The organism is Streptosporangium sp. NPDC002524 (genome assembly GCF_040295985.1).
Lineage (GTDB): Bacteria > Actinomycetota > Actinomycetes > Streptosporangiales > Streptosporangiaceae > Streptosporangium.
In genome coordinates, this window is sequence record NZ_JBEOWK010000014.1 from 115,985 (window position 1) to 128,869 (window position 12,885).

Here is a 12,885-nt window from a genome sequence, read left to right on the forward strand (position 1 = left end):
CGGGCCACCGCCGGACGGTCTCGTCCCGGATCAGTCGTCGAAGAAGTCGCCCAGGGCCGCGGCGAGCGCGTCCGGGGCCTCCTCGGCCACGTGGTGGCCGGAGTCGATCCCGTGGCCGCGCAGGTCGTCGGCCCAGTGCTCCCAGATCTTCAGCGGGTCGCCGTACAGGTCTTCGAGGTCGTCGCGCAGTGACCACAGGACCAGGGCGGGAGGTCGCAGCCGCACACCGGCGGCCCGGTCGGCTTCCTCGTGGCGCAGGTCGACGGTGAGACCGGCCCGGTAGTCCTCCAGCATGGCCCGTACCACGTCGGGATTCCTGGTGGCCTCGCGGAACTCGTCGTGGTTCTCCCGGCCCATGCTCCGCGGGTCGCCGCGGTACCAGCTGTCGGGGTCGGCGTTGATGACGCGTTCGGGGATGTCGGCTTGGGCGAAGAAGAACCAGTGCCACCACTGGGTCGCGAACTTCGCGGTGATGCGCGACAGGTGCTCGCTGATGGGCATGCAGTCCAGGAACGCCACCCGGGACACCGCGTCGGGGTGGTCCAGGGCGAGGCGGAACGCCACGGCGCCTCCCCGGTCGTGTCCGGCCAGGGCGAACCGGGTGTGTCCCAGGGAGTCCATCACCGCCACCATGTCGTTCGCGACGGCGCGCTTGGAGTGCGCGGAGTGGTCGGCGGCAGGCGCCGGACCGCGCGATCGGCCGTATCCCCGCAGGTCGGGGCAGACGACCGTGAAGCCGCGCTCGACGAGTTGAGGCGCGACGCGATGCCAGGTCGCGGAGGTGCGGGGATGGCCGTGCAGCAGCAACACCGCAGGCCCCCGCCCGCCGTGGCGGACGAAGATGGACGCTTCCCCGACCTCAACCAGCTTTTCCTCGAAGTTCTCGAACATCGTCCCCCTATCCCCCGGGGATGGCCCGGCAATCGTCGGCCGGACCTGGGGGTGGAGAGGGGATGTGGGTGCGGTCCGGCTCACCGGCCGGCGTCACCCCGGGCCCGCACATGGCGGCCCCGGCAGGACCGGCGAGGCTCCTCCCCGGTCTCGACCTCCACCGGGACTGGAACGCCCGGCGCGGCCGTAACGACCCCGCCCGCGCCTGCCGGCCGACAGGGCGGGTGGCGGCGCGGGCCCGGGGCCACGTACGTTCGTGTCCATGGTTGACGCAGCCTTCGGACATCCGCGCCTCGCCGCGATCTACGACCCGCTCGATCCGGACCGCGGCGATCTCGACGCGTATCTCGCGATGGCGGAGGAGTTCGGCGCGCGGTCGGTGCTGGACATCGGGTGCGGTACGGGCGTGTTCGCGCTGCTGCTCGCCGAGCGCGGGATCACGGCCACCGGGGTCGACCCCGCGCGGGCGGCCGTCGACGTCGCGCGCGGCAAGCCGGGCGCGGAGCGGGTGCGCTGGCTCGACGGCGACGCGGGGGACCTGCCGCCCATGCGGGTCGACCTGGTGACGATGACCGGGAACGCCGCCCAGGCGATCACCGATCCGCGGGCGTGGCGCGGGACGCTGCGCGGCGCGTACGAGGCGCTGCGGCCCGGCGGCCTGCTCGTCTTCGAGACGCGCGATCCGGCGCGGCGCGTGTGGGAGGAGTGGGCGCGGTGGACGCGCGAGACCACGTACCGCGTGACGGACATCCCGGGTGTGGGCCGCGTCGAGACCTGGGCCGAGCCGACGGACGTGAGCCTGCCGCTGGTGAGCTTCCGGGGTACGCACGTGTTCGCCGCGGACGGGGAGGTGCTGATCTCGGAGTCGACACTTCGCTTCCGCGAACGCACGGAGATCGAGCGGGACCTGCGAGAGTGCGGCTTCGTCGTGGAGGACGTACGCGACGCACCCGACCGGCCGGGCGGGGAGTTCGTGTTCGTGGCGCGGCGCGATCCTGCGGAGCCCGCCCCTCCCGGAACGCCGTAGCGCCGCTCTCCGTGCGTCGGCCGGGTCGTGCCGCCTCGCCGCCGGTGCGGTGGCCACGAGGTCTCCGGTCTCGTTCTTCTCGGTCGTCGAACGGTCTACCGGAGACCCCGCTGTTCAGCTATGACCGGCACATGCTTCCGCGGGTCAGTCGGTCACGCCGTCGGGCGACCGGCCCACGGCACTCCTGAAACACGCGCTAGGTGGCCTAGGTGGCATCCCGCTGGTCCAGCCACTTCAGAATCACCTGGTTCGTCTCCTCCGGCCTTTCCTGCTGGATCCAATGACCGCAATCCAGGCTGACCACTTCCGCGTTGGGGACGAAATCTGTCAGCCTTTCGGACTTCTGGACCGCGTCCCGGTCGCCATAGATCATGAGTGTGGGCTGTTGGATGATCGGGTCCACGTCCGCCAGCAGGTGCCAGTTGCGGTCAAGATTCCTGTACCAGTTCATGCCGCCCGTGAACCCTGTCGACTCGAAGGCGGAGACGAAAACGGCCAGTTCGCCGTCGCTCATCACGGGCTCACCGAGTGGTGTCTCCGTCCTGGCGAGGTCGATCAACGTCATGCCCGGCCGGGGCTCCGCGGGGGGCTCGTTCTTCCGGTACATGTTGCGGAGGAACCGGGACGTGTTCTCTTCGAATACGGCGTCCGCGACGCCTGGCCGTCGATTGAAGTGGACGAAATAGAAGTCGCCGCCGAGCACCTCTTCCATGGATTCGATCCAGGGCTTCTCTCCGCGCTCCAGGTAGGGCAGGCTCAGGTTGATCACCTTGTTCACCCGGTTCGGATGCAGCAGGGTCAGCCCCCAGACGACAGCCGCCCCCCAATCGTGACCGACAAAGGTGGCGTCCTCGTATCCGTAGTGATCGAGAAGCGCGACGAGATCACCCGACAGGTGTTCGATGTCATATTCTGTCACTTCGGCCGGACGGGATGAGTTTCCATAACCCCGCTGGTTCGGGACGATGACGTGATAGCCCGCCTCGGCCAGGACAGGCATCTGATGGCGCCAGGAAAAGGCGTGTTCCGGCCAGCCGTGACAGAGCACAACGGGTTTTCCCGCGTTTTGCCGGCCTGCTTCGAAGACTTCGAGTTCCACACCGTTGACTGAGACAAGGGTGGGCTCGGGAAAATCGGTTGGATCGAACATTGCGTTTCCTTTTTGTCTTTCCGGATCGATCAGGAGGCGAAGGTGCCCGAAGATGACCTCGGCGCACCCCCGAGAGGCCGAGGGTCGACACGGTCGTGGATGGTGGGCCTCACCGGTGAGGTCGTGTCTCCATCTTGCCGACCGAAACCGGTCACCTCATGACCGGTTTCATGTGAAAGGTTGTCGGTGTGCGAACCGACCGGCTGGTGGCCATCCTCCTCTTGCTGCAACGGCGCGAGCAGGTGACGGCGGCAGAGGTCTCCCGGGAGCTGGAGGTCTCCGAGCGCACCGCCCGCCGCGACCTCGACGCCCTGGCCATGGCCGGGGTGCCCGTGTACTCCACGCAGGGCCGGGGCGGCGGCTGGCGCCTCGTGGGCGGCGCCCGCACCGACCTGTCCGGGTTGACCGCGGGTGAGGCCCGCGCCCTGTTCCTGGTCGCCGGCCAGGCGTCGGCTGCGACACCGGCCGTGAAAGCGGCCCTGCGCAAGCTCGTCCACGCCCTGCCGGAGCCCTTCCGGGTGCAGGCCGAGGCGGCGGCGTCGTCGTTGGTCACGGACCCGCAACGATGGGGGTCGAGCCGGATCGAGCCCCGGCCGCCTCGCTTCCTCGACGAGCTCCAGGACGCGGTGATCCGCGGCGTCCAGGTGCGTCTCGGCTACGTCGACGGCAACGGCGCCGAGACCGAGAGAACCGTCCACCCGCTGGGCATCGTTTCCAAAGGCCCGTCGTGGTATCTCGTCTCCGGCACCGAGGCCGGCCGGCGGACCTTCCGGATCGACCGCGTGTCGTCCGCCGACCCGACTGGCGACCCCGTGCACCGGCCCGCGGACTTCGACCTCGCCGAGAGCTGGCGCGAGATCGCCGACGAGGTCGACCGCAGGCGAACGCCCACCGAGGTCCAGGCGGTGTGTACGCCCAACGGGATAGGCCTGCTCCGGCTGACGCTCGGCGGCCGGCTCGAGGTGGGAGGTCCCACGCCCGACGGCCGCGTCGAGGTCGTGATCCGCGGCCACAACGAGTACGCGCTCGCCGGCGAGCTCGCCGGGCTGATCGAATGGCTCGAGGTGACCGGCCCCCCGGGCGTGCGAGACCACCTGGTCTCGATCGGCAACGCGCTCGTCGAGCGATACGGCTGAGACCGGCACGAGCGCTTGCCGGCTGGTCCGGCTGGTTCGCCTGGTCCGTGTTACGACCGGTGACTTCACCGAGCCCCGCCGTCGGGTCTCGTCCTCGGGCGTCGTCCCGTACGTCCGGCTCTAGCGCATCGGCGCTGAAGCAGACGACCACCGGCTGCCGTGATGCCCGGCGCGTGTGCAGCTTTGTTGCAGGTTCCTTCCTCGCCATTGACGCCTTTTGACGGCCGACGTTATGGTCCAAGTGGCAGGAAAGCGCTTTCCGTGCCGCCTTGTATGGATTCGTGCGCCTTCACTCGGCCCAGAAGAGGGTCGTTATGAACAGTCCTGAACCTGCGCGTGCCGCCACTCCCGCGTCCGGTCCAGGTACGCGCACGTCTACGCCGACCACGTGGCGGTCGACGACCCCCGGACCAGGTGTTCGAACACGAAGGTGAGACGAGGATGAGACGAGCAGTCGCGTTGCGACTCCAGGCGGGGCTGGCCGCGGCGGCCACCGTGGCCGCGGTCGGTGTGGCCCTGCCGGCGATCCAGGCAACGGCGGCGGCGGCCGGCAGCGCCACCGGCTACGCGACCGGCAACGGCGGGACCACCGGCGGCGCGGGCGGGCAGACGGTGCGGGCCACCACGGGGACCGCGATCCACGCCGCCCTGTGCGGCCGGGCCGCCAGCAGCACCCCGATCACCATCGAGGTCGAGGGAACGATCAACCACGGCAACACCACCAAGGTGTCGGGCCCGAGCTGCAACACCGCCGCAGGCGTGATCGAACTCAAGCAGATCAGCAACGTCACGATCATCGGGGTCGGCAACGGGGCCGTCTTCGACCAGCTGGGCATCCACATCCGCGACTCCAGCAACATCATCATCCAGAACGTCACCGTACGGAACGTCAAGAAGTCGGGCTCGCCCACCTCCAACGGCGGTGACGCCATCGGCATGGAGAGCACCGTCCGCAACGTCTGGGTCGACCACGTCACCCTGGAGGCCTCGGGCGGGGAGGACGCGGGCTTCGACGGCCTCTTCGACATGAAGGACAACGTCCAGTACGTGACCCTGTCCTACAGCACCCTGCGCAACTCCGGCCGCGGCGGGCTCATCGGCTCCAGCGAGAGCGACCGTTCCAACGGTTTCATCACCTTCCACCACAACCTGTACGAGAACATCGACTCCCGCACCCCCCTGCTGCGCGGCGGCATCGCCCACATCTACAACAACTCCTACGTGAGCCTCCACGAGTCCGGCATCAACTCCCGGGCCGGGGGCCGTGCGAAGGTGGAGAACAACCACTTCAAGGACTCCAAGGACGTCCTCGGCACCTTCTACACCGACGAGCCCGGTTACTGGCAGGTCGCCGGCAACATCTTCGACAACGTGACCTGGTCGGCCCCCGGCAGCGACAACGCCCCCGCCGGGCCCAACCCGCAGTCCAACACCACCGTCAGCGTCCCGTACTCCTACACCCTCGACGGGGCGAGCTGCGTGCCGGACATCGTCCGCCAGACGGCGGGCGCCAACAAGGGGCTGCGGGTGTCGAACGGCAGCTGCTCCCCCCAGACCCCGACCCCGACGGTGACCCCGACGCCGACGCCGACGCCGACGCCGACGCCGACGCCGACTCCCACGCCCACCCCCACCCCGACGCCCACTCCCACGCCCGGCGGACCCAACCTCAGCATCGGGGCGGGCTCCGACGGCTCCAGCAAGGCCGACGGCACCAGCTACGGCAACGTGCGCGACGGCAACCTGAGCACCTACTGGTCACCAGCAGGCGCAACCGGTGACATCTCCATCAAGTGGAGCTCCGCCAAGACGGTCTCCAGGGTCGTTATCCGCGAGGCGTCGGGCTCCACGGGCGCCATCGGGTCCTGGCAGCTCCTCAACGGCGGCACCGTCCTGAAGTCCGGCAGCGGGGCGGGCGCCATCACCTTCGCCGCGACCTCGCTGAGCAAGATCACCTTCAGGATCACCGGCTCGACCGGCACGCCGAGGGTCGCCGAGTTCGAGACCTACGCCGGATAGCGGACCGGTCCCCCACCCGTCCACCGATCACTCTGAACGAGGGGCGGGGCCCGTCAGCCCGACGGGCCCCGCCCTCGGCTTCGGAAAGGGTCCTGGGGGGCGTACCCGGCGGCGGCCCCCGCCTCCGGCCGCTCAACGGTGATCACTCGGGCGAAACGCTCCGTATGCGTGGAGGCGGGACACAGGATGAACCCCGGCCTCTCCCCGCCGGGAGAGAAGTGGATACCGCGCGAACCGAGAGGCGTCGCGTCCACCGGCTGAAACGCGACAGGGGGATGACGGGGGGCGGCCTGCCGGCGTCCGTGGTTGCCCTCGTCCGTCACGCGTCCCAGGTGACCGGGAGGCTCTTCACCCCGAAGACGTCCGCGACCTCCGGGCGCAGGCCGACTTCCTCGGCCGGTACGGCCAGGCGCAGGGTGGGGAAGCGGGTGAGCAGGGCGGGGAGGGCGGCTCGCATCTCGACGCGGGCCAGTTGCTGGCCCAGGCATTGGTGGATGCCGTGGCCGAAGGCCAGGTGCCCGCCCTCCTGCCTGCCGAGATCGAGCGTGTGGGGGTCGGTGAAGCGCTCGGGGTCGCGGTTGGCGGTGTTGTAGGACAGGATGACGGTCGTTCCGGCCTCGATGGTCCGGCCGCCCAGTTCCACGTCCTCCAGGGCCGTTCGCATGAAGGTCTTGGCGACGCTCAGATACCGCAGCAGCTCCTCCACGGCTTTGTCGGTGAGGGAGGGATCGGCGCGCAGCGCGGCCAGCTGCGCCGGGTTGCTGAGCAGCGCGAAGGTGCCCAGCGCCAGCATGTTCGCGGTGGTGTCGAGTCCGGCCGCCAGCAGGAGAAGGCCGACACCGGTCAGCTCCTCGTCGGTGAGGTCGCTGTCGAACAGGTCGCCGAGCACGTCGTCGGTGGGGTCGGCGCGCTTGGCGGCTACCAGCCGTGCGATGTACTCCCGGATCGCGATGTAGGCGGCCAGCTGGTCCTCCGCGTCCGCGTCCCCACTGAAGATCGTCACGGCCTGCTCCTGGAAGGAGCCCCGGTCCCGGTACGGCACCCCCAGCAGCTCGCAGATCACGACGGTGGGGATGGGCTTGGCGAACGCGGTCACCAGGTCCGTCGGCGGCCCGGCCTGCTCCATCGCGTCCAGGTGCTCGGCGGTGATCTGCTCGACGCGCTCGGTGAGCAGCCGCATCCGGCGGACGGTGAATTTGCCCACCAGCGGCTTCCGGTAGCGGCCGTGCTGCGGCTCGTCCATGAGGAGGAACTCGCCGGGAGGCGCGGGAGGAATCTCGGCGTCGCCGATGTCCACGTACGGGTGGCGCATGAGCTCCTTGCGGGAGCTGAACCGTGGATCGGCCAGGACCGACCTGACCAGGTCGTATCCCGTGATCAGCCAGCCGGGTTTTCCGCCGGGGAAGGTGTAGCGGCTGATCGGGCCGTGCTCGCGGGCCCGGATCAGCTCCTCGGGCGGGTCGAAGGGGCAGCCGGGCCGCCGCGCCGTCGGCAGCGCGTTGACGGTGTGTACGGGTTCTGCCACGTTCATTCCTCTCGTCCGGTGCGGGTGGCACGAGGCGTGTCGGGGGCACGAGGCGCCACGTCGTCGAAGCGGCAGCCGGGAAGGGTGGCCCCCGCAGTGCACAGGTGCCACCAGGTACTCGCGCGACCCCACGACGACCACGATCGAATCCCCGCACCCCTAACTGGGTACGAGGTACGCTATTACGTGGCCAGGCTAAGCCACTGGGTACGATGTACGCAAGTAAGAAGCGAAACGGCGCCCATCGGCCGCTCGGGTTCACCTTGGAAGTCAAAGGGGGCCGTCTCCGTCTCAGCCAATGACCATGACGTCACGAACGGAAAGGCCGGGCGGCCACGTCACCGCGAAAACCCGGACGTACGCCGGCACCACGCACCACGGCGTCGTCATACCGTGCGACAAGGGGAAACAGGAGAAAACGGAGGCGTGCCGCCCCCGGGGCGGGTCACGCTATCGAGAGGCCCGCACACAGAACTCGTTGCCGTCGGGGTCGGCCATCATCACCTGACCGGCCTCCTGCGGGCCGACGTCGATCCGGGTCGCTCCGAGGGAGACGAGACGGTCGATCTCCGCCCGCTGATCGCCGTGCGGGGGAACGGCGAGGTCGAAGCGCAGCCTGTTCTTCCCGGTCTTCGGCGCCACCGGCGGACCGCCCCACGTGATCTTCGGACCGCCGTGCGGCGAGCGGATCGCGGTCTCCTCGTCCTGGTCCCAGACCAGCGGCCAGCCCAGCGCTTCGCCCCAGAAGTATCCGACCTCCTGCGAACCGTCGCTCGCGAGCGCTCCGACGAACCCGCAGTCGGCGAGGAACTTGTTGTCCGGCCCGATGACGCAGAACTCGTTGCCCTCGGGGTCGGCGAGCACCACATGATCTTCCTCGGGGCGCTGCCCGACGTCGATGTGCCGCGCGCCGAGCTCGAGCGCCTTCGCCACCGTCCGCCGCTGGTCCTCCAGGGACGTGCTCGTCAGATCGAAGTGCATCTGGTTCGGGCGGGTCTTCTTCTCCTGGGTCGGAAGACATCGGATCCGGAACCCGGTGTCGTCGCCCGGCAGGAGCGTGATGCCGTCGCGGGGGTCGTCGACCAGCTCCCAGCCCAGGACTCCGGCCCAGAAGCGCGCGAGACGGAGCGGGTCGTTCGCATCGAAGCAGAGCGCGACGAGCTGGGCGGTCATCCCGCGTCTCCCATCTGTTGACTCCCGGGCGCGGACAGCGCACGTCCGCCCGGCGCATGACGGAAGCCAAGCTAGCCCGATCGAGGACCGCGACGCCAACGTATTTGGGCCGGGGGCGACGTGCGGCGTACGGGCAGGCAGTGTTCGCCAGTCGGCGGTGTCGGCGGCGATGACGGTGTCGAGCCTGTCCCGGGAATCCAGGTGAGGCACCGAGCGGGGCGGCGGCCCCCGTCCGGTGACACTCGCCGCCGGGCAGGGGCGCACACCCTGTCGCGCATCATGGTGAAAACGGACACGAACTCCCGGTTTACCGACAGGAGTGTGCTCGATCGTGGTCCGCGCGAGTGGCTCTGCCGTAGATCTGATGAGGCAAGGAGAGCCACGCGCCCGCCGGGGGCGGGACGCACGCGTGGCGCGAACGCACGTAACCAGCAGTCGGAACGGAGAGTGCACACGAATGCGAGTCGAAGAGAACTCCCACGGGGGACAGAGGGGGACCGGCATGCGTACCTGGCGGAAACTGTCGAAGCTCGCGGCCGCGGCCGCGGTGGCCGGATGCCTCGCGCTGGCCGGAACCCCGGCGGCGGCGGTCGCCGACGCGAACCGGGCCCAGGAGAAGGCCGCGCTCACCTGTGGCGCCGGCGTGTTCCTCGACGGCCTCCGGGCCCTCGCGGTCAGCGAGAGCGGCCGTGACGAGGTGTTCCTCACGAGTAACGGCGTGAAGATCTGGCCGACGACCGGGGCCTACGTGTCGATGGCCGTGGGGCAGCGGGTCGAGGTCGACAAGTGCGTGTCCGTCGGGGCCCAGCTGCGTCTCATGGAGTACGACGACCTCGATCCCAACGACACCATCGGAGGTCAGACCGTCAGCGGGGACGTGACCCGGGACTACGAGTTCTGCTGCGGCGACGGCGGCCGGTACCGGATCGGGGCCGTCGCCTGATCCGCCGTTCCCGTCGTTCCCGCACGGCACCGCCTCCGGCCGATCGCGGCAGGCCGGGGGCGGTGCCGCGCTCTCGCGGTGTTCCGGGGAGCGCGAAGCCCGCGCGCACGCCGCCACACCGCCACGCCACACCGCCACACCGCCACACCGCCACGCCGGTCCGGCACGTCACCGGCACGTCACCGGCACGTCACCGGCTTCCTCGATCGGCTGAGAGCCGTGACGGCGAGGCGCCCGGACCGGGGGACCCGGTCACTACCGGGACTTCCAGAAGTCGAGATTGTGGTCGGCGGCGTAGTCGACCGGCTTGACCGCGTCGGGCGCCAGGGACTGGGTGTACGGGACGCGGGCGGCCCGGTCGAAGCGCTCCCAGCGGGGCAGCCCCGCTCCGTTGGGATCGCCCGTCCGGGCGAAGTTGGTCCAGTAGGCGATCATCTGGTCGGACAGCCTCCGCTGGGCCGGGGTGAACGTGACCGCCTTCTCGGTGAACAGGTACGGCATGTCGCCCGCGTGGTAGGCGCCCCAGGGAAAGTCCGTCTTCAACGGCAGGAACATCGGCGCCCGGCGGTCGGCGAACTGGTAGGCGTACGTCGGAGCCTTCCCGCTGAGCAGCCCGTTCTGCTCGAAGGTGGCCCTGGCCCACATGCGGTCGGTGATCGTGGCGGCCCACGCCAGCCCCGGCGAGCCGTACCGGGCGGCCGGGTACTCCGCGCGCACCCTCGCCGCGTCCCCGCCGAACGCGGTCCTCAGCAGCTCGCCGTACCGCCTGGCGGTGACCGGCCGGCCCGCCGCGTCGTGGAACAGCCCCACGAAGATCCGGTGCTCGTCGCGGGTCGCCCCGGAGATGACCGGGACCCGGTGGAAACGACCCGCCCGCATCTCCGCGGACGGCGATCCGGGCAGCGTCTCGCCCCCGTAGGCGTACGTCTGGAACATGTTCATGATCTGCGGCACTTCGAGGATCTTCTCCACCGGCAGGGCCCGCAGGCAGCGGAGGTCCTCGCAGCCGAGCTTCGGGGACACGTACGTCCCCATCCTCTCGACCTCCGCCACCGTGCGCCAGGCGTAGGACGGGTAGGCGGGGACGCCCTCGCCCATGCTGCCGGCGAGCATGTCCATCATGCCCTCGCCGCTCTGCATGACGGCCCGGTCGAACAGGCCTTCGCCGCCCGGCGAGGTCAGGTGCCCGCCGATGCTCAGCGCGCCCCACGAGACGCCGAACACCGTCACGTTCGCCGGGTCCCCGCCGAACGCGGCGGCGTTGCGGCGAACCCAGCGCAGCGCGGCCTGCTGGTCCTGCAGGCCGTACGTGCCCGACCCCTCGAGCCCCGGGTACCCGAAGCCCCCGAACACCCCGAGCCGGTAGTTGATCGTGACGACGACCACGTCCCCGCGGGTGGCGATCCGTCGCACGTCGCTGAGGTCGCCGGAGCCCAGGGCGCCGTCGCCGTGGATCCACACCATCACCGGCCGGTTCCTCCCGGGCGCGCGCGGCGCCGTCACGTTGAGGAACAGGCAGTCCTCGTCGGAGCCGGTCACCTTCGCGTAGTCGCTTCCCACCTGCGGGCACACGCTGCCCGGTCTGGTGGCCTCCCTGATCCCGGTCCAGGCTCTCGCCGGTGCCGGTGAGTTCCACCGCAGCTCGCCCACCGGCGGGGCCGCGTAGGGAATCCCCTGGAAGATCCGGTGCTCCTCGGTCACCGTTCCCCGTACGGCCCCCGCGTCCGTCCGGACCACGCTCTCCCCGGCCTTCTCCGGCGTCCGCTCCGGCGCCTTCTCCGCGGGTACGCCCGCACACGCCGACACCAGCGTCGCCGCCGCCATCGCGGCACTCGTCGATCCCGATCTCCGTCTCATGCCCTCCACGCTGTCAGCGGCCGGGTCTCTCCAGCAGATCCATCGATCCCGAACCTCCCGGGACAAATGTCCTCCCGGGGCGACCCCGGATCCGGACGGCACGGCACCCCGGGGGAGGATCCGTCACCGCTCGTCGCGCATCCCGAGGAGGTAGGCCGCGGTGAGCGCGACGGCACGGTCCTCGTCGTGCGACAGGTCCGCGAGCGCACGGGACGCCGTGGGGCCCGGGATGTCCGCGAGCGCCTGCGTCAGCCGCCGGCGCGCGGACGGCTCGACGGCGCCGTGGGCGAGGCGGCCGACGAGGCCGGTGGCGATCCGCTCGGTCAGCGCGGGACGGCTCGACAGCGCGCCCAGCGCGTCGGCCGCGTCGACGTCGTTCGTCCCCTCGACGACCATGTCGATGAGCGTCGGGACCGCGTCGGCCACCCCACGTGCCCCGAGGGCCAGGGCGGCGTACCCGCGGACCACGGTGTCGGGGTTCGCGAGGGCGTCCCGCAGCAGCGCGGTCGCCGCACCGCCCGGGATCTCGGCGATGGACTGGACGGCGCGTTTGCGCACCTCGGCCACCGGTGAGCCGAGGCCCTCCGCCAGCAGCGCCAGCCCGTCGTCGCCCGATCGGGCCAGCGCCCACCGAAGGGCTCCGGCGACGTGCGGGTCCCGCTCGCTCAGCACCGCCTCGACCAGTGCCTCCACCGGCATCGGAACCGCCTCACCCGATGACCCCGAGGACCCCGAGGACCCCGGGTACCCCGAGGACAGGGCCGCGCTCTGGCGCTTGCCGGCGCTCTTCGACCCCAGCGCCTGGAGGAGGGCGACGATCTGGAGGACGTCCTCCCAGCCGGCCGGGTCCGCGGCGCCGATCCGGCGGAGCCGGGTGAGCAGCTCCGTCTCGGCCGCGATGCGTTCGCGCGCCTGGCGGATGAGGTCGTCGACGAGTTCCGAGGGCACGAAGCCGGGATCGTCGAGCGCGCGTTTGACGTCACGCAGCGACAGCCCCAGCGACCGCAGGCTCTCGATGTGGAAGATCCGCCGGATGTCCTCGCCGGAGTACTCCCGGTAGCCGGCGTCGCTGCGGCCCGTCGGCCGCACCAGGCCGAGCGAGTCGTAGTGCCTGAGCATGCGGGCGCTGACCCCGGACCGTCGTGCCACCTCACCGATCAACAC

General features: G+C 70.5%; 10 protein-coding genes. 4 read left to right on the forward strand and 6 right to left on the reverse strand.

Features of this window, described 5'->3' with window-relative positions; all coding sequences use genetic code 11:
- Nucleotides 1–30: 30 nt before the first annotated feature.
- Nucleotides 31–891 carry an alpha/beta fold hydrolase gene (locus tag ABT053_RS24240; protein ID WP_350971548.1) on the reverse strand — a complete coding sequence of 287 codons (861 nt, stop codon included), beginning with the start codon at nucleotides 889–891 and terminating at the stop codon, nucleotides 31–33.
- Nucleotides 892–1,153: 262 nt separating this feature from the next.
- On the opposite strand from ABT053_RS24240, the gene ABT053_RS24245 reads away from it, so the two are divergent.
- Nucleotides 1,154–1,918, forward strand: coding sequence for a class I SAM-dependent methyltransferase (locus ABT053_RS24245; RefSeq protein ID WP_350971550.1), 765 nt, complete (start codon nucleotides 1,154–1,156; stop codon nucleotides 1,916–1,918).
- A gap of 205 nt (nucleotides 1,919–2,123) precedes the next feature.
- On the opposite strand, the gene ABT053_RS24250 is transcribed toward ABT053_RS24245, so the two are convergent.
- On the reverse strand, nucleotides 2,124–3,068 hold the full coding sequence (locus ABT053_RS24250; protein ID WP_350971552.1) for an alpha/beta fold hydrolase: 945 nt from the start codon (nucleotides 3,066–3,068) through the stop codon (nucleotides 2,124–2,126).
- Nucleotides 3,069–3,256: 188 nt separating this feature from the next.
- Between ABT053_RS24250 and ABT053_RS24255 the strand changes: the two genes are divergently transcribed.
- Nucleotides 3,257–4,204 carry a helix-turn-helix transcriptional regulator gene (locus ABT053_RS24255; protein ID WP_350971554.1) on the forward strand — a complete coding sequence of 316 codons (948 nt, stop codon included), beginning with the start codon at nucleotides 3,257–3,259 and terminating at the stop codon, nucleotides 4,202–4,204.
- A 441-nt stretch (nucleotides 4,205–4,645) separates the two neighbouring features.
- A complete protein-coding gene (locus ABT053_RS24260) occupies nucleotides 4,646–6,223 on the forward strand; it encodes a pectate lyase family protein (RefSeq protein ID WP_350971556.1) in 1,578 nt (525 codons plus the stop codon).
- Between the two features lie 319 nt (nucleotides 6,224–6,542).
- Here ABT053_RS24260 and ABT053_RS24265 read toward each other — a convergent pair whose 3' ends face one another.
- Nucleotides 6,543–7,748, reverse strand: a complete 1,206-nt coding sequence (locus ABT053_RS24265; RefSeq protein ID WP_350971557.1) for a cytochrome P450 — start codon at nucleotides 7,746–7,748, stop codon at nucleotides 6,543–6,545.
- Between the two features lie 450 nt (nucleotides 7,749–8,198).
- A complete protein-coding gene (locus ABT053_RS24270) occupies nucleotides 8,199–8,921 on the reverse strand; it encodes a VOC family protein (protein WP_350971559.1) in 723 nt (240 codons plus the stop codon).
- Between the two features lie 502 nt (nucleotides 8,922–9,423).
- Here ABT053_RS24270 and ABT053_RS24275 point away from each other — a divergent pair.
- Complete coding sequence (locus ABT053_RS24275; RefSeq protein WP_350971561.1) at nucleotides 9,424–9,864, forward strand: hypothetical protein; 441 nt, start codon at nucleotides 9,424–9,426, stop codon at nucleotides 9,862–9,864.
- 255 nt (nucleotides 9,865–10,119) lie between these two features.
- Here the strand turns inward: ABT053_RS24275 and ABT053_RS24280 are convergent, their stop codons facing one another.
- Entirely contained in the window at nucleotides 10,120–11,721 is a 1,602-nt protein-coding gene (locus ABT053_RS24280) for a carboxylesterase/lipase family protein (RefSeq protein WP_350971562.1), read from the reverse strand.
- A 123-nt stretch (nucleotides 11,722–11,844) separates the two neighbouring features.
- The gene (locus ABT053_RS24285; RefSeq protein WP_350971564.1) at nucleotides 11,845–12,885 is read right to left on the reverse strand and encodes a HEAT repeat domain-containing protein; all 1,041 of its coding nucleotides are present in this window, start codon (nucleotides 12,883–12,885) and stop codon (nucleotides 11,845–11,847) included.